Annotated in this window: 11 protein-coding genes and 1 other RNA gene; 3 read left to right on the top strand and 9 right to left on the bottom strand. The window is 63.8% G+C overall.

The genetic code is table 11. From position 1 onward, the window contains the following. Positions 1-16: 16 nt before the first annotated feature. Entirely contained in the window at positions 17-6,142 is a 6,126-nt protein-coding gene (locus tag BLQ92_RS10085) for an alpha-2-macroglobulin family protein (protein ID WP_090683904.1), read from the bottom strand. A 161-nt stretch (positions 6,143-6,303) separates the two neighbouring features. On the opposite strand from BLQ92_RS10085, the gene BLQ92_RS10080 reads away from it, so the two are divergent. Both BLQ92_RS10080 and BLQ92_RS10075 read left to right on the top strand, forming a co-directional pair. Next, positions 6,304-6,762 carry a MerR family transcriptional regulator gene (locus tag BLQ92_RS10080; RefSeq protein ID WP_090683901.1) on the top strand — a complete coding sequence of 153 codons (459 nt, stop codon included), beginning with the start codon at positions 6,304-6,306 and terminating at the stop codon, positions 6,760-6,762. Then, positions 6,714-7,136 carry a carboxymuconolactone decarboxylase family protein gene (locus BLQ92_RS10075; protein WP_090683899.1) on the top strand — a complete coding sequence of 141 codons (423 nt, stop codon included), beginning with the start codon at positions 6,714-6,716 and terminating at the stop codon, positions 7,134-7,136. Before BLQ92_RS10080 ends, BLQ92_RS10075 begins: the two co-directional genes overlap by 49 nt. A 24-nt stretch (positions 7,137-7,160) precedes the next feature. Here the strand turns inward: BLQ92_RS10075 and BLQ92_RS10070 are convergent, their stop codons facing one another. From BLQ92_RS10070 to trxA, 8 genes are all read right to left on the bottom strand, one after another. After that, entirely contained in the window at positions 7,161-8,540 is a 1,380-nt protein-coding gene (locus tag BLQ92_RS10070) for an MATE family efflux transporter (protein WP_090683897.1), read from the bottom strand. A gap of 2 nt (positions 8,541-8,542) precedes the next feature. Next, the gene (locus BLQ92_RS10065) at positions 8,543-10,315 is read right to left on the bottom strand and encodes an ArnT family glycosyltransferase (protein WP_090683895.1); all 1,773 of its coding nucleotides are present in this window, start codon (positions 10,313-10,315) and stop codon (positions 8,543-8,545) included. A gap of 295 nt (positions 10,316-10,610) precedes the next feature. Continuing rightward, entirely contained in the window at positions 10,611-10,874 is a 264-nt protein-coding gene (locus BLQ92_RS10060; protein ID WP_090683893.1) for a type B 50S ribosomal protein L31, read from the bottom strand. 214 nt (positions 10,875-11,088) lie between these two features. Beyond that, positions 11,089-11,934, bottom strand: coding sequence for a M90 family metallopeptidase (locus BLQ92_RS10055; RefSeq protein ID WP_090683891.1), 846 nt, complete (start codon positions 11,932-11,934; stop codon positions 11,089-11,091). Between the two features lie 3 nt (positions 11,935-11,937). Next, a complete protein-coding gene (locus BLQ92_RS10050; protein ID WP_090683889.1) occupies positions 11,938-13,494 on the bottom strand; it encodes an MFS transporter in 1,557 nt (518 codons plus the stop codon). Continuing rightward, positions 13,491-14,003, bottom strand: a complete 513-nt coding sequence (locus tag BLQ92_RS10045) for a MerR family transcriptional regulator (RefSeq protein WP_090683887.1) — start codon at positions 14,001-14,003, stop codon at positions 13,491-13,493. The genes BLQ92_RS10050 and BLQ92_RS10045 overlap by 4 nt, the downstream gene beginning before the upstream one ends. 249 nt (positions 14,004-14,252) lie before the next feature. Next, entirely contained in the window at positions 14,253-15,521 is a 1,269-nt protein-coding gene (rho, locus tag BLQ92_RS10040; RefSeq protein WP_074298516.1) for a transcription termination factor Rho, read from the bottom strand. Positions 15,522-15,729: 208 nt separating this feature from the next. Continuing rightward, complete coding sequence (trxA, locus tag BLQ92_RS10035; RefSeq protein ID WP_006048864.1) at positions 15,730-16,056, bottom strand: thioredoxin TrxA; 327 nt, start codon at positions 16,054-16,056, stop codon at positions 15,730-15,732. A gap of 374 nt (positions 16,057-16,430) precedes the next feature. On the opposite strand from trxA, the gene ffs reads away from it, so the two are divergent. Beyond that, an RNA gene (gene ffs, locus BLQ92_RS10030) (signal recognition particle sRNA small type) lies at positions 16,431-16,529 on the top strand. Positions 16,530-16,751 lie beyond the last annotated feature (222 nt).

The following is a 16,751-nucleotide window of genomic DNA, read 5'->3' as shown; positions in this document are numbered from 1 at the left end:
AGCGACACGCTTCGCCTCACTTCGCAGCCGCAGGCGTGGTGCCCGCAGCAGGCTGCACCACGAGCGGCGCGTTCGGCAAGGCGCCGAAGGTCGACGGTGCATAGAGCGCCTCGACGCGCGTCGGCGGCAGGCCGAAGGCGCCGACGTTGTTGAGCCGCACCGTGTACTCCACCGAGAATTTGCCCTTCGGCAGATAGTCGTAGTACGCCCGGTAGCCGTCGAAACCGCGTTCGATAAACGCCGGCCATGCGCCACGGTCGGCGTCTGCGCCGCTGTTTTCTCCTTGCGTTGCCGCCTCCGAGTCGCGTCCCAGACCCGAGCCGAGAATCGTCGCGCCAGCCGGCACCGGATCGTTGACGACCACCCAGGTCATGTCGGTCTGCGCATCGATGTCCAGATGCACCCGCACTACGTCGCCGCGCGTGTAGACGCCCTTCACGGCCGGGTCGAGCGGCGTGACCGTTTTGGTGATGCGATAGCCGGCTGCGAACGGCGTTTTCAACGGCACGGCGGCGAGGCTTTCGATGGTCGCCCATGGCTTGCCTGTGCCGTCGTGAGTCAAGGTCAACGGCGATGCGGTGGCCTGGTTCGCGGCTGGCCACGGCAGAAGCTGGCTATGGCTGTCCCTGGTTTGCGTGACCGGGGTGGCGGAGGCGGCGGATGTATCTACATTCGCTGCTGGCGCCGCGCTCTGGCTCCACGAGATCGTCTTGTCGAGCGTGCCGAGTTGCAACCTCGTCTGCCCGGTGACGGGCGTGCTCTCGAAGACCTGCGAGAAGCGCTGCACTGCAAGCGAGCCCCACACGTTGGCAGTGGTGGTCTGCCACGCGCCATTGCGTTGCAGCGCCAGCAGGCCGGCGACGAGGCGCGGCATTTCGTCCTTCCACGCGGGCGCGTCGACGAAAGTCAGCGCGGTGCGGGCCGCGTTGTCTTCGGTGCTGGTCATGAGCCACCAGAGATCGTCGTCGGCCTCGGTCGAGAAGGTGAGGCGGGTGCCCTGATAGGTGAGCCGTGCGCGCAGGATCTGTTCGAGCTGGGCGCGCTTGTCCTCGCGCTGGGGAATGCCCTGCACGCGCGACAGGATCGCGTAGTAGTCGAGCAGCGCCGAAGTCGGCCACTGGTTCGGCGCGATCTCGATCGATTCGAGCATGTTCGGCTGCGCCATCCCGTAGCGCGACAAGGCTTCGAGCGCTTCGAGCTTGCGCAGGTCGAGGTCCTTGCGCGGCGCCCAGGCATCGCGCTGGATCTTGCCTTGCACAAAACTCATGAGGCCCGCTTCGAGTTTGCCACGCACATCGTCGGGCAGCGCGAAGCGCGGATCGAGCTTGGCCGTTTCGTCGGTGACGGCGAGCAGATAGGCGCTTAGTGTCGTGCTGCCGTGGTTGGCGCTGTCGTCGCTCGGCGGGAAGTAGTTGGCGAGGCCGTCGCGGTCCAGATACACCGGCATGCGCGCCACCACCGCTTGCCACTGCGCCGGATCACGCAGGCCGATGGCCCGCGAGGTTTGCTGTTCGAGGCAGTTGTACGGATAGCGTTCGAACCAGCGGCGCACGCCGGGCAGCCCGTCGGACAGCTTCGACTGCAGCGACACCGCGATACCGCCGCGGATCGCCCCGGCCTGGGTCGTACTGGCGTCACGCGGTGCGGCCACCGGCAGCGACAGCGTGCCGTCGACTTGTGCGAGCGTCGCTTGCTGGACGGTAACCGGTACGGCGGCGGTGACGTGCTGAGCGATTTTCAGCGCATCGCTCGCATGCGGGCCGCCTTGCTCGGCTGCTGTCACGGTCCACGTGAGGGCGCCGGCGGGCGTATCCGCAAGGCCGTCGGGCGGCGTCACGGTCCAGGCGATTTCGCGTGCCGAGTCCGCGGCGAGATCCACCGTTTGCGTGGCGAGCGTCAAGCCCGGCACGTTCGGCGTGACGACCACTTTCATTGCGCGGGCGGTCGTGTTGCGCAGCGTGAACTGCGCGCGGAACACGTCGCCTTCGCGCACCAGCGGCGGCAGGCCCGAGATCAGTTGCAGATCCTGAGTGCTGCGAATCGAGGTGCTACCGGTGCCGAACATGCCCGGGCCGACCGCCGCGATCGCGACGATCCGGAAGCTCGTCAGCGCGTCGTTGAGCGGGACGTCCAGAGTGGCGTCGCCGTTCGCATCGAGCGTCACGCGCGGGTTCCACAGCAGCAGCGTGTCGAACAGTTCGCGCGTCGCGCTGTGGCCACCGCCACCGCCGGCCGGCACGGCTTTGCGCCCGAAGTGGCGGCGGCCGATGATCTCCATCTGTGCGGTCGAGGTTTCGACGCCATAGGCGCGCCGCTCCAGCATCGCGTCGAGCAGGTCCCAGCTATCGTTGGGCATCAGCTCGAGCAGGGCTTCGTCGACGGCCGCCACGGCGATTTGCGTACCGGCCGGCGCGGGCTTGCCGCCCGGCATCTGCACGTGCACCTTGACGTGCGCCTTGCCGCGCACCGTGTAGGACTTCGCATCCGGCGTGACGCTGAGCGTCAGCTTGTGCGCGGCCGTGCCGACCTTGATTTCGGCCATGCCGTAGCGGAAGGCCGGCTTCGACAGATCGACGAGCGGCGTCGGTGCTTCGTATTGACGGCCCTCGTACCAAAACGCGCGCGCCCATTCGAGCGGCGCTTTCCAGCCCCACGTGAAGAACGAGTACCACGGCACTTCGTGAATCCGGCCGCGCAAGGCCAGCACCGAGACATACACGTTCGGTCCCCAGGCCTCGTTGACCTTCAGCTCGACGGTCGGATCCTTGCCATCCAGTTGCACGACGTGCGTTTCAAGAATGCCTTCGCGTTCGACCGCGACCAGCGCGGTGGCGAAGCGGAACGGCATGCGTACCTGGAAGCGCGCCGTCTCGCCGGGTTCATACGATGGTTTTTCCGGCAGCACGTCGATGCGGTCGGTGTTCTCGCCGCCGAACCACAACTCGTCTTCCCGCGTGACCCAAACCGAACTGCTTGCCGTCGACACATTGCCGTCGCCGTCCTTGGCCGTGACGACAAGGTCGATGTTGCCCGCGTCGCGCAGCTTGGCGTCACAGGCGAGCAGGCCGTGGTCGTCGCTCTTGCCGCTGCACAGCGACCCGAGATCCTTGGTCTCGGTATGGTTGTCGTAGGCGTAGAAGCCGCCGACCATGCGCTTTCTCGCGGTCGTCGTGATGCGCGCGTAGCCATGCACGTCGAGCGCCACGCCGGCGCGCGGCCTGCCTTGCAGGTCGACCGCAAGCGCCTTGACCGGCACTGTGTTGCCCACCGAGACCCATTGCCCCGACTTGATGCCCGCCACCACGGCGGCAGGCCACAGCGTCGCGCCGCCGGAGATGGTTTGCACCTCGCCGTTCGGATCGGCGAAGGTCGCCTCCAGCGCGAGGCGTTTGGGGGCGTCGACGTGCGGCAGGTTCTTCAGCGTGAGGCCGCCGGAACCGTTGCGATCGAGCGTGAGCGCTTCCTTGTCGGCGATCAGCTTGGCGCCGTCGTCGGCGGGTTGTTGCGAGTCGCTGTCTTCGTCGTCCGAGGCCGAGGTGTCGTCGCCGGTTTGCGGCGTGTAGGGCGTGAAGCTGAAGTCGGGGAAATTGTCGGTGAAGCCGGGCGTCGTGCTCTTGAGCAAGGCCGACACCTGCACCGGCAGATTCGCCGCCGCGCCACCCGACACATAGTCGATCTGCAGGGAGAGCGGCGCCTGTTTCGCGGCGACCAGCGGATGGGCCTTTTCGTCGCGCACGGCAATCGTGCCCTTGAAAACCGGCAAGCGGAATTCCTCGACACGGAAGCTGCCGGAGTCGTAGCTCATATGCGGCGAGGCGCTGGATGAGCCGCTGTTGTCGCTGTCGTCGCCAGCGTCGCTGTTGCCATCGTTGTTGCCGCTCGCAGCGTCGTCGGACGCCGTCGCGTTCGGATCGCCATCGTCGAGCGTGACGCTGTATTCGCCCAGTTTCGCCGCCACGGGAATCGTGAAGGTCGAATCGGCGCTATGGTCGGCCGCCCATTTGAGCGGCAGATGATAGGTCTGGCCGCTGCCGAGATGGCGAATCGTTACCCGGGGCGGATACTTCTGCGGATAGGCGAAACCATGCAGCGTCTCGACGCGGATGACGTGCTTCATCGACACAGTCTCGCCGGCGCGCAACAGCGTGCGGTCGAAGATAGTATGGGCGCGAACCGTCTGCTCGATGCTGGTGTCGGTGGGCACATTGAAGCGCCACGACTCGATGCCGCGATTCCAGTCCGAGCGCACGAACGCCATGTCCGCGCCGGTCTTCGGGTCGTCGACGCGCGCCGAGACGAAGTAGCCTTCGAAGCTCGCGTCGCCGCATTCCTTCACCGGCGCGAGCGCCTTGTCGATGTTCAGTACGCCGTGCACGTCGGTCTTGCCGGTAGCGAGCAGGGCGCCGTTGCAGTCGCTCACCTGGATGGCGGCGTTCGGCACCGGCTGGCCCTTGTCGAGCGAGGTCACCCATACCACGCTGTTTTCGCGTCCCTGCTTGAAGTGCACGCCCAGATTGGTGACGAGCACCGCGGTGCGCACGTACATAGGCGCTGGCTTGCCGAGCAACGAGGCGCCGAGCGCGGGGGAGGCCAGTTCGATCACGTAGAAGCCGGGCTTGGTCACCGGCACGCCGACCACTTCGAACGGACGCAGGGCCTTCGGGTCTTCCTTCGGCAATGCGAGGGTTTCGACGCCGCGTTGTCCGGCGAGCAGCGACAGCGAGCGGATATCGATTTCGGGGTCTTTCTTGTTCTGGTCGTCGGCCGCTTCGTCGGGCGAGCGCTGCACATACACCGGATGCTTCGAGCGTTGCAGCAGTCCGGGCATCTCCGAGTCGATCTGCGAGCGGTTCATCGAATAGCCGTCGAAGCGATCGACCAGACGCATCCACTTGCGGATATCGGTGTCCGCATCGACGCGCAGCTTGGTGAACTGCGCGTTGCCTGCGTTGAGGCCCGCCACATGCAGGTCGGCTTCGACGTTGCGCAAGGTCACCGGCACGAGCGCGGGCATGTCCGGTTCCGCGAAACGCTCGACAATGCCGAAGGTCCCCGATGAGAACTTGGCGAGCGGCGGCATCGGCGCCGTGGTGGTTTTGAGCGGGAACAGGTCGGCATTGGTGAGCGCGCGACCGCTGACGTCTTTCAGGTTGCCGGGGACGTCGATGGTGAGTTCGGCATGCTCGGGCAGCGGTGCGGCGAACTCAACCGTCGATGTTTCGGGATCCTTGTCGTCGGGCTTGAAGGTCGGTGAAATCGTGCCGCCAGGTCCCTTGAGCGTGAGCTTTTCGGCGTCGGCGCGGCTAATGGGCGCGTTGAAGCGTACCTGTACCGGACGCAGCGGCGTGCACGGCGCCTTGGCGTTGTCGCGCTCACAAGAGAAGCTGGCCGCGAACGGTTCGCGCACGGTGTAGTCGAAGCGGCGCTCAACGTCATTTGCAAGGCCGCTCGGGCTCGCCACGCCCACGCCGTAGACCAGTTGCATCTTGGTGGCGGAGGGCAGCGTCTGCTGACACTGCAGTGTCAGGACGCGAGCGGCGTCCTTCTTAAGGCGGAAGTGCTTGAGCAGCGCCGCACGTGCAGTGTCGTCGAGTTTCTTGACGGGGATGCGATTACCGAGACCGCTCGATTCGCACCACACATGATCGTGCACCGATGCGTCCGTGGCCGGTCCGTTCAACTGCAGCACGAACGCTTGATTTTCCTCGATCTCGCCGTCGTCCGGATGGATCTCCTGCACGAACGGACCACCCGTTTGAAACGCGTAGCGGTGCGGGCCCGTGATGGCGTGGCCGGCAAACGACTTCAGCCCGTCGTTGAGATCGACTGTGCAGGAGAGGCCGGGCGGCAGGTCGGCAGCGAAATCCCACGCCCAGGTCTTGTCGTCGACCCAATGAGCCTGGCCACTGCTGGCAGCCGCGTCGTTGCAATGCACCTGAGCGGGAGCGGGGGCCGCGGCCGAGCCGAACGCGATCATTGCTTCGTCGAACTTGACGACCACCTGCCGGACCTGCGCGACCTTGCCTTGCGGCGAGACGCTGGTGATGCGTGCTGCATCAGCTCGCCACGAAGACGCGGCCAGCAAGCCGAGCGCCGCTACCGTTGCCCACATCCACTTCCGCTTGAGGGTGCCGCTTCGCATCGACTGCGCTCCTGTTGCTTTCAGATTGCTGGCGATTCTACCGGACGATTCTCAGTATCCCCAACCTTGTGTGGCCTCCAGACATCCCGGTAGAGAATCACGAATGACATCACAAGCCGCTTGACTTAGAGTGCACTCGAAGTCCTAACCTGAGTTCCGTCATGTCACAAGCACTCACCATTGGCCAGGTCGCCGCGACCACCGGCGTCTCCACCCACACGCTGCGCTATTACGAGCAGGCGGGCCTGATCCGGGCCGTCGGACGTACCGAGGCAGGTCACCGTCTCTATTCGCCCACGGACCTCGACTGGCTGCAGTTCGTGATGCGCCTGAAGGCGACCGGCATGCCGATCGCCGGAATGCAGGCGTTCGCCGCGTTGCGGGCCCAGGGCGAGGCGACGATCGGCGCGCGGCGCGCAATGCTGGAGACGCATCGCGATACGGTGCTCGCGCATATCGCGGAGTTGCAGACCAACCTGGGCGCGATCGTCGACAAGATCGCGTACTACGAGGCGGCTGAGCGCACGGTGACACGACAGACCGACAACACTCAACCAGATAGGGACTCACCATGGAATACGCACAAAACGACCGCTACACCCGGGGCTGGAACAAGCTGAAGGAGATCGACGGCGCTGCCGGCGAAATGGTGATCGCCGCGCTCGCACCGATCGCGCCGGATTTCGGGCGGCTCCTCATCGAGTTCGGTTTCGGCGATATCTACAGCCGGCCGCAACTGGATCTGCGTGCGCGCGAGATTGCGACGATTGCGTCGCTGGCGACCCTCGGCTGTGCGCAGCCGCAACTGAAAGTGCATATCGAAGCGGCGCTCAACGTCGGCTGTACGCGTGACGAGATCGTCGAAGTGTTTATGCAGATGGCGCTTTACGCCGGGTTTCCGGCGGCGCTGAATGCGCTGTTTGCGGCGCGCGAGGTGTTCGAGCGGCACGATGCGCAAGAGCGCTGCGGCGAGGCGTTGAGCGAAGCAACTTGATAGCGGGGTGATCCTGCGCCAACCCTACGCCACCCTATCTGCCTGCGCTTGCAGATCAGGCTGCAGATAGCGCCGGCTGACCTTGTGCAAGTAGAGCGACAAGCCGCAACCGGCAATCGCGAGACTCGCCATATTGGCGACCCAGAAGCCGCGTGCGCCGGTCAACCAGACAGGGATCGAGCCGCCGATATCGAAGCCGAGCAGGTACCCGCCGCCAAGGCCCACGCCCCATAGCGCGACCGCATAGATCACAGTGGGCACGACCGCCACCTTGTAGGCGCGCAGCACGAAAGCCGTCGTCACCTGTATCGAGTCGAACACGTGGTAGAACACCACGATCAACACGAGCGGCATGGCCGCAGCCACGACCTGGGCGTTCGGCGTGTAGCCCGCGATGATGAACGGGCGCAGCGCCAGCACAATGACCCCATAGCTACAGGCGATCATCACCGCCATCAGAACGCCGTGCCGCGCCAGGGTGCGTGCCGCTTCATGCCGATGCGCGCCGAGCGCCTGCGCCACGAGAGTGGACGTGGCGATGCCGATCGACAGCGGCGTCATATACAGCACGGCGCCCACGTTGCCCGCGATCTGATGTCCCGCGAGCGTCGTGGTGCCGAAGCGCGCGATAAACAGCGCCATGAAGGTGTAGGAGGTGACTTCGATCAGGTACGACAGTCCCATCGGAATGCCGAGTTTCAACTGCGCGATCTGGAGCCGCCACACCGGCCAGCAGAAATGCTTGAAGATCTCGAACGGTTGGAACACGTCCAGACGCTTGAGCAACAGCATGCCGACTACCGCCAGCACCCAGTTGATGATGATGCTGGCGAGCGCGCAACCCGGGCCGCCGAGCGCCGGCACGCCGAGGCCGCCGAAGATGAACCAGGTGTTGAGCGGCATCTTCAGCAGCAGGGCGCCGATCTGCAGGATCATCACGAGCCGTGGCTTGCCGATCGCGTTGGCAGTCGAGCCGTAGACGCGAAACGCGAGACTCGCCGGCAAGCCGAACGCGAGGATCTGTAGATACGCGACCGTGCGTTCATAGAGCGCGGCCGGCACGCGGGCCAGATGCAGCAGCGGGCCGGGAAAATACAGGACCAGGAAGCCAAGCGTCATCAGCGCGAGCGCGAGCCATAGCGACTGGCGCACCTGCTCGCCGATCTCGGTGTAGCGGCGCGCGCCGTAGAGCTGCGCGGCAATCGGCTGCAGTGCGGTGAGGATACCCGTCAGGCCGATAAAGACCGAGATGTAGATCGACGAGCCAAGGCCGAGCGCGGCCAGATCGACCGCCGAGTAGCGGCCGACCATCGCGGTGTCGATGACGCCGAAAGCGATGATCGCCAACTGGCCGATCAGCACGGGCCACGCGAGCCCGGCGATTTTGCGCACATCGGCGAACATCGTCAGCCCTGGTTGGCCGGAGCGGCTTGTCGGGGGCGCCAGGCGCGATGTTTGGCAGGCGGCTTCGGCCGGTCGATGCGCACATAGAGGCGGAAGCGTTCGTCACGGTCGGCCACACGGCGGCCTTCCCACACCAGCTTCCAGACGAAGTTCGACATCGAGCTGGGTTCGCCGTAGTCTTGCGTGTCCTGGCGCAGGATCACATCGCAGTCTTGATCGAACGAAAAATGCATGTGGCCGAAGTAGGCAAACGTCGCGATCTGCGCATTGCCGAGGCGCACCGGCGAGATGCAGCTATAGTCGTCCGGCAGGTGGCTCGCGATCTGCTCGGCCACGTCCTTATAGGTCCGGCTGTAGTTGACGATGGGCAGCCACAGCGTCATCACCAGCACCCACATCAGCGTCGTGCCGGCGGAGGACAGCACCACGCTGCGCCATAGCACTTTCGGGTGGCGCGCGAGGCGCCAGCGCACCAGCACGAACCAGCACACCGTCACCGCGACCGCGCAGATGAACGAGAGCAGCTTGAACTGCGGCACGAAGCCCGGCGCGTAACGGGCCATGTTGCGGGCGAGCGGCGCCGGGAAGCCGGTGAGGCCGGCGATCCAGAACAGCCACACGGTGCTGCCAAGGATCGTAAAGCTGAGGAGCGCGAACCAGTCGATGGCGTTGATGGTGCCGCGATTGAGCGTAGGCAGCGCGAACGCCGCCAGTACCGCAAGGGCCGGCAGCAACAGCATGAACAGCAGGTTGGTCTGATGGCTCTGCAGCACGACGAGGATCAGGAGCGGCGCGATCACCGAGAGCGGAATCGCCACGTGCGGCGCGCGCCGCAGGCCGGACCAGCTAACCCAAGCCCAGATCGCCAGCGGCCAGGCGGGCCAGGTGAAGAGCGGCAGGTTTTTCAGCGCATAGCGCGCCACCGAGCCGGGCGGGCCGGCAAACGCGTTGAGACTGCTGCTTACCCATTGATTGAGATACCAGACGGCATCCTCGGGATAGGCGGAGAGGGCCGCCACCGGCCACGACATCGACAGCACCAGGGCGACCGGCAGGCCGGCGAGCAGCAGCCAGCGCGTACGCGCCTCGGGCACCACGATCGCCATCACGAATGTGCCGACCAGCAAGGCGCCCACCAGCACCGGGTTGCTGGCCAGCGCCACCAGTCCGAGCGCGAGGCCCCACACCAGCGCACCTTGCACCGGCTTGTCGATCATCCGCACCAGCCCGTAGACAAGCATCGCGATGCAGGCGAACTGCGCGAGTTGCGGGGTGGTTTCGTGACCGCGCTCGGCAAGGCCGAAGCAGGCGAGCAGAATCAGCAGCGCGCCGTCGGCAAGGGTGCGGCCGTAGTCGCGCGGTTCCGGCTCGCCGCCGAAGGCGTATTTGAACGGCTGGACCTCGGGGCGGCGGCCAAGCAGGTAGGCGGCGTACCAGACGAACGCGCACGCGCCGCAAAACATCAGACCCGTGAAGACGCGCGAGGCGTCGCTCGCATCGACCCAGGGCGCCAGCGCGCGAATCGAAAGGGCGCCGAGCCAGTAGCCAAGCGGGCCGTTGTCAGTGAGGTATTTGCCGACCAGATTCGGCAGGAGCCAGTCGTGGGCGTTGCCGCTGGCCATCGTCCACATGACGCCGAAGCCGGCCGCATCCTCGTTCTTCCACGGATCGCGGCCGAACAGGCCGAACGCTGCGTAGACAATACAGATGGTCAGCAACAGCCAGCGCGGCAGGGCGCTCGTGGCGGATGCAGTGAGGCGAACGACTGATCTCATGCGGATTTGTTGATCTCGGATAGGCGCTTCGGCCGGCGCCGGGCAGGGTGCCCGGCAGCATGGCCGATTCGCGGCATCCGGCATTGTAGACGTGGCGCGCAGCGCGCGTCACGCGCCGGTAATAGAGCGCAACGTTGCGCGAAGTTCGGTAACCATGCGCAAAGGGTTCGGGTAAGGGCCCAGCGGGGCGGACATGTTGCGCAATGTCCAGCGACAAAGGCAGGCGACAAAAAAGGGCAGCTTACGCTGCCCTTCTGTGCTTCCGTCCGGCGTGCAGCCGGTGACGAGGCGGGTATTACTTGGCTGCCTTGCCGGTAGCGCGCGTGCCGAACTTCTTGTTGAACTTCTCGACGCGGCCTGCCGTGTCCATGATCTTTTGCTGACCGGTGTAGAACGGATGCGATTCCGACGACACTTCGATCTTCGCGAGCGGGTATTCTTTGCCGTTGAACTCGCCGGTTTCGCGCGTCTGGATGGTCGAGCGGGTCACAAACTTGAAGTCGATCGACATGTCGACGAACAGGACTTCGCGGTAATTCGGGTGAATGCCTTCTTTCATGGTAATTCCTTTAGTCTGGCGGTAGCCAACCCGCGTGCAGCCGCAAGATCACCTGATTTGCGAAAGCATTTTGGCGCGAGCCACTTGCCTAAGGTCGAAAAACGGCGATTATGCCAGAAAATCAGGCGGTTGACGACTTTCGGAGGAGTTTTTTCCCATTCTGGGGTGACGCTGACCCCTTGGTCTCCCGGCCGCTCAGCCCGGCCAGCAGCGACTAGCCGGTTTGCCCCTGCAGCGCGCCCACCCGCGCCGGATCCTGCCGGTAGTAGCGGGCCAGCAGGCGGTACAGTTCCGGATACTCGGCCTCGAAGGCGTGCGGCTGGACGAACAGCGCCTCGCTGCAAACGGCAAAAAATTCCGATGGATGGTCCGCGGCGTACGGGTCTATCAGCGATTCCCGCTCGAAGCGCGCCCAGCGGCGCTCGGGCACGGCGTCGATTCTCTTGCAGAAGTGATCGTAGGCTTGGTCGAACACATCGGCCCAGGCGGCGGGGTCGAGCGGCGCATGCCAGCGGCGAAACAGCGGTGGGTGACCATCGGCTTCGCCGCTCACCATGTCGATCTTGTGGGCGAACTCGTGGATTACCACGTTGTAGGCGTCCTTCTCGTCCTCCGGGTCCGTCATCTGCGCGTCTTCCCACGACAGCACTACCGGGCCGCCTTCCCAGGCTTCGCCGCTGGCGTCGTGCTCGACTTCGTGGACCACGCCGTCTTCGTCCTCGACCGTTTTGCGGATCACGAATTCGCCCGGATAGACGATCACGCCCACCCAGCCGCGATACAGGTCCAGGTCCAGGTTGAGCACCGGCAGGCATGCCTGGGTGGCAATCGCGACCGTCATCGCGTCGGTCAGCTCGAGTTCGTGCGCCGTGGAGAATTCTTTTTGGGCGATAAAGAGGCTGGTCAGTTGGCGCAGCCGCGCAAGGTCCGCGGCTTCCAGGTAAGCCAGGAACGGCAGGCCGGCCAGCGTTGCCTGCCACAGCGGTTCATCAATCGGATGGTTGCGCAGCGCGCGCTCGCGGCGGCGCGAGCCAAGCCAGTTAGTGAGTTTGGATAGCATCGCTCAGTCGATCTGTGTTTGCCACGCGGCGAAAATCCCGCCGCAGACTGCTACGCCAATCAGGTAATAGAAACCATCGAGCGAAGTCAGGAAACTCGCCTGCTGCGCGACCATCCGGGCGATCTGACCGAGCGCCAGCGCATGCGCTTCGGCGAGCGAGCGGCCGCTCGCCGCAAAGCCGTTGGTCAGCGTGGCAAGCGTGTTCTGGAACACCGGATTGAACGGATTCACGAACTCGGCGAGGCGCGCCTGATGCAGCGCCTCACGGTGCTGCTCGATGATGATCATGGACGCGGTGGCAAACGAGATCGTCAATTGCCGCACGATGTTCTTGAGCCGGTAGCCGTGCGTGAATTCCTCGATAGCAAAGATTCTAAACGTCAGATTGGCAACCGGCAGCACGATAAACAGCAATAGCAGGCCGCGCAGCAGCAACGGCACGAGCAGCGCCTCTTCGCCAACGCCGGGTTCCATGCGCGTCATCCATGCCGCGGCGAAGGCGGCGAGGGCAAAGCCCGGCACGATGATCCACTTCTTGCGCGGCAACAGCTTGGAGTAGCGCAGGTAGACGAACAGGGCGCTGGCGGAAATCAGCGAGGTCACGCCGACGAGGCGCCCGGTGTTTTCCACTGGATAGCCGAGGCCGCTTTCGAGGAAGCGCGAGATCAGATAGCTGAAGGCGGTCGACTGATAATAATAGAACATGTAGAGCACGATGCCGACCTGGAAGGTCTTCTCGCGCAGTGCGTGCAGACGCACGAGTGGGTTCGGATGATGCCATTGGTGATACGCAAACCAGCCAAGCGCGCCGACCCCGAGGATGGTCAGCAGGATCAGACCGGGCGAACTGGTGAACAACTGGAAGCGCAGTTGCTGCATGACGATCTGCAGCGCGCCTTGGGCGAAGGCGAAAATCAGGTATGGCCAGAAGTGCGCCGAGCCGCGTTCTTCGGGCTGGCGGTCGCCTGAATTGGGCAGCGCGAGCAGCGCCAGCACGGCGAATAGCACGCCCACGGGGGCTGTGCAGGCGAACAGCGCGCGCCAGTCGAAATGCGCGACGAGTTGCCCACCGACTAGCGGCGCCAGTGCGCTGCTAAGCACGATCAGGATCAGGAAGGCGCGAGTGGCGGCGGGGCGTTGCTGCGCCGTGAAGCTCATCTGGATCAGGATGCGGCAGGTGCCCATCATCGGACCGATGAAGTAGCCCTGGAAGCCGCGCGCAAAGGCCAGTTCGAACGAGGTTTCGCATAGCGCCGCCGCGACTGCGCCGGCCGAATACAGCAGCATGCAGCCCGCCACGTAGCGCCGGTAGCCGAGGCGCTCCACCCACCATTGCTGTTGCAGGATGCCGAGCACGGCGGCCACGGCATAGGCGCTCGAGGACCACACCAGTTCATCGGGCGAGGCATTGACGCCGCCGGCTATGTAGCTGGTGAAGAACGAGAAGATCGCGTTGTCGAAATAGTCGAGACCGGTGACGACCGCCAGCACCCAGGGGAAGAAGTCGCCGCGCAACTTCTCCACGCTAAAGAGCGGCGCGCGCGGCGCGGCGGCGCTCATGCCGGTTCGTCCCGCGTTTTGGACTTCTTCAATGCACGCTTGGCGTGGGCTTCGCGGCGTTGTTTGAGTAGCGTATCGGCGTTTTCGCCAGCGAGGCGCCGCTCCACATAGTCGAGGTCGTGGCTGAGTTCGCTCTTGAGGGTTTGCGCTTCCTTCAACTCACGGCGCATGGCTTCGATGCGTGCGTCGAGCGCACTAGCCTGTTGCGTGAGCGCGTTGCGAATCTCCTGCAGCGACTCGGTGGAATAGCGGTTGCGGCCGCCTTCGCCAGGTTCGAGCGGGCGCTTGAGCATCTCCATGATGCCGTGCAGCGAAAAGCCAAGTGAGCGCAGCCGCAAAATGCGGCCGAAACGTTCGAGGTCGTTTTCGTCGTAGAGGCGGTAACGCCCCTCGCTGCGCGTAGGCGTTACGAGGCCGCGTTCCTCGTAGTACTTCAGCGTGCGCGGGGTGACGTTGAGCCGCTCGGCGGCGTCGCGCACGGTCAGCAGGACAGGCGGCTCTTGCGACATGATGGCGTGAGGCTGGGAAAGGTGGCAGCCATTATAGTATAACGTGTACGTTCACGTACATGTTGATCGGGGCCTGCCCTGTCGCGGTGATTCGCCCAATCGGTCTGCGCGCCTGTTCCGCTGCGCTGGCACCACGTTTTCAAGGGGCGAAAAAAAACCGCCCGCGCGGGAGGCGGGCGGTTTTGCGGCTCGAGCAACGCGTGCAGCGTGCCGTGTGCCGGTAATGCGCAGAGCGGGTGTTGGGCAGTATCAGCTGCCGCCGCCGCGACGCATCATGTCGAAGAACTCGGAATTGCTCTTGGTCTGGCGGATCTTGTCGAGCAGGAATTCCATCGCCTCGACTTCGTCCATGTCGTGGATGAACTTGCGCAGCACCCAGATCTTTTGCAGGATCTCGGGCTTGATGAGCAGTTCTTCGCGACGCGTGCCGGACTTGTTCAGGTTGATCGACGGGTAGACGCGCTTTTCAGCCAGGCGGCGTTCCAGGTGCACTTCCATGTTGCCGGTGCCCTTGAACTCTTCGTAGATCACGTCGTCCATGCGGCTGCCGGTTTCGATCAGCGCCGTACCGATGATGGTGAGCGAGCCGCCTTCTTCGATGTTACGTGCCGCGCCGAAGAAGCGCTTCGGACGCTGCAGCGCGTTGGCGTCGACGCCACCCGTGAGCACCTTGCCGGAAGCCGGCACCACGGTGTTGTACGCACGTGCGAGACGCGTGATCGAGTCCAGCAGAATCACCACGTCGTTCTTCATTTCGACGAGGCGCTTGGCCTTTTCGATCACCATTTCGGCGACCTGGACGTGACGCGCAGCCGGTTCGTCGAACGTGGAGGCGATCACTTCGCCGGCCACCGACCGCTGCATTTCCGTCACTTCTTCCGGGCGTTCGTCGATCAGCAACACGAACAGGATCACGTCCGGATGGTTCTGCTTGATCGCGTGGGCGATGTGCTGAAGCATCACGGTCTTGCCGGACTTCGGCGAGGCGACCAGCAGGCCGCGCTGGCCCTTGCCGATCGGCGCGATCATGTCGATGATCCGGCCGGTCACGTTTTCTTCGCCGCGCATCTCACGCTCGAGCAGCAGCACCTTGTTCGGGTGCAGCGGCGTCAAGTTTTCGAACATGATCTTGTGCTTCGAGGCTTCCGGCGGCTGGCCGTTGACCTTGTCTACCTTGACCAGCGCGAAATAACGCTCGCCGTCTTTCGGCGTGCGCACTTCACCTTCGATCGTGTCGCCGGTATGCAGATTGAAGCGGCGGATTTGCGACGGGCTGATATAGATGTCGTCCGTGCTCGCCAGATACGAGGTTTCCGGCGAACGCAGGAAGCCGAAGCCGTCAGGCAGCACCTCGAGCGTGCCGTCGCCGAAGATCGTTTCGCCAGTTTTGGCGCGCTTTTTAAGAATGGCGAACATCAGTTCCTGCTTGCGCAGGCGGTTCGCACTTTCGATCTCGAGGCCATTGGCCATCTCGATCAATTCGGACACGTGCAGAGTCTTAAGCTCGGATAAATGCATACGGAGAACCCGCAGGAGAAGGTGCGACCTGAAATGAAATCTGGGAGGAGAGTGAGCGGAACCGCTCAGGGACTTAAGCGTCTTTTCGACGTTTTGCGGATTCTAGCATAGCACAGGCCGATTTCTGCCAGCGCGGCGTATGAGCATCTTCTCAGTTTGCGTGTTGTCAGGCGACAACACGCAAACTGGTGCTTTGGTTTAAAGCAAATTACAGGTTGCCGTCGAGGAACGCGGTGAGTTGCGATTTCGACAGGGCGCCGACCTTCTGCGCCGCGACTGCGCCGTTCTTGAACAGGATCAGCGTGGGGATGCCACGCACGCCGAACTTGACCGGCGTCGACTGATGTTCGTCCACGTTGATCTTGGCGATCTGCAGGCGGTCAGCGTAGTCCTTCGCGACTTCGTCGAGGATCGGCGCAATCATTTTGCACGGACCGCACCATTCTGCCCAGAAGTCGAGCAGCACCGGTTTGTCGGATTTAACGACGTCCTGTTCGAACGATGCGTCGCTGATATGCTTGATTTGTTCGCTCATTTATGAATACCTCTCTCGGATCGAGGCCGCCTGGATTGCTTGCCACGATACATCAAACTAAGAAAACTTCCGTTCGCGTTGCCGCAAAGGGAGCCGCGCTCAAACACTCGCGGGCGATCCTCTCGAAGCGCTCCGGAATGCGCAGAATGCTCGGCTTTGCGGGACATTCGTACGGCAGTTTAGCCTAAATTGCTATGTGTTGCCCGTGGTGATAGTACTCATACAGGCAGTAGGGACAAGGCCTGCCGGTAGGGTGCCCACTTCGATTGCATACCGTATCTGGTGGTGGCGAGAGAGAACACAAGTGGGCCTCAGTCTAACTTTGTTCACATTAACAGTCGCGCGGCGTGCCGACCGATGGTAGAATCTTTCGTGACGGGCCTCCTCGCATGGAGGGGCGGTCAACCTGGTCAGGTCGGGAACGAAGCAGCCACAGCCGTTTTCCACCAGTGCCGAGGGTCGGGCTCGTCACCTTCCTTTTTTCTGTTGTTCTCCCCAAGCGTTTTTGCAGTCGGCTTCGGTTACCCGCTGTTGCCACTCCGCAGTCTTATGCGCTTTGTCGCATTGCTCCGGCCTCTGCTTCGCGTTTCTGCACTTCACGCTTTATCCTGTGTCACATCCCACTGGTTGTTCCTGGCGTTTCGCTAGCTGTTTTCAATGAGGCGGCGGCGTGTGTTTATGCGCGGTCGATTCGT

The organism is Paraburkholderia phenazinium (assembly GCF_900100735.1).
In the GTDB taxonomy this organism is placed as follows: domain Bacteria; phylum Pseudomonadota; class Gammaproteobacteria; order Burkholderiales; family Burkholderiaceae; genus Paraburkholderia; species Paraburkholderia phenazinia.
The sequence above is the reverse complement of the archived record's forward strand: the minus strand, read 5'-3'. Positions and strand labels throughout refer to the sequence as shown.

What these genes read in the sequence shown, in the direction of transcription:
- BLQ92_RS10085 (WP_090683904.1), bottom strand. Translation starts at nt 6,142, where the DNA reads ATGCGAAGCGGCACCCTCAAGCGGAAGTGGATGTGGGCAACGGTAGCG.
- BLQ92_RS10080 (WP_090683901.1), top strand. Translation starts at nt 6,304, where the DNA reads ATGTCACAAGCACTCACCATTGGCCAGGTCGCCGCGACCACCGGCGTC.
- BLQ92_RS10075 (WP_090683899.1), top strand. Translation starts at nt 6,714, where the DNA reads ATGGAATACGCACAAAACGACCGCTACACCCGGGGCTGGAACAAGCTG.
- BLQ92_RS10070 (WP_090683897.1), bottom strand. Translation starts at nt 8,540, where the DNA reads ATGTTCGCCGATGTGCGCAAAATCGCCGGGCTCGCGTGGCCCGTGCTG.
- BLQ92_RS10065 (WP_090683895.1), bottom strand. Translation starts at nt 10,315, where the DNA reads ATGAGATCAGTCGTTCGCCTCACTGCATCCGCCACGAGCGCCCTGCCG.
- BLQ92_RS10060 (WP_090683893.1), bottom strand. Translation starts at nt 10,874, where the DNA reads ATGAAAGAAGGCATTCACCCGAATTACCGCGAAGTCCTGTTCGTCGAC.
- BLQ92_RS10055 (WP_090683891.1), bottom strand. Translation starts at nt 11,934, where the DNA reads ATGCTATCCAAACTCACTAACTGGCTTGGCTCGCGCCGCCGCGAGCGC.
- BLQ92_RS10050 (WP_090683889.1), bottom strand. Translation starts at nt 13,494, where the DNA reads ATGAGCGCCGCCGCGCCGCGCGCGCCGCTCTTTAGCGTGGAGAAGTTG.
- BLQ92_RS10045 (WP_090683887.1), bottom strand. Translation starts at nt 14,003, where the DNA reads ATGTCGCAAGAGCCGCCTGTCCTGCTGACCGTGCGCGACGCCGCCGAG.
- rho (WP_074298516.1), bottom strand. Translation starts at nt 15,521, where the DNA reads ATGCATTTATCCGAGCTTAAGACTCTGCACGTGTCCGAATTGATCGAG.
- trxA (WP_006048864.1), bottom strand. Translation starts at nt 16,056, where the DNA reads ATGAGCGAACAAATCAAGCATATCAGCGACGCATCGTTCGAACAGGAC.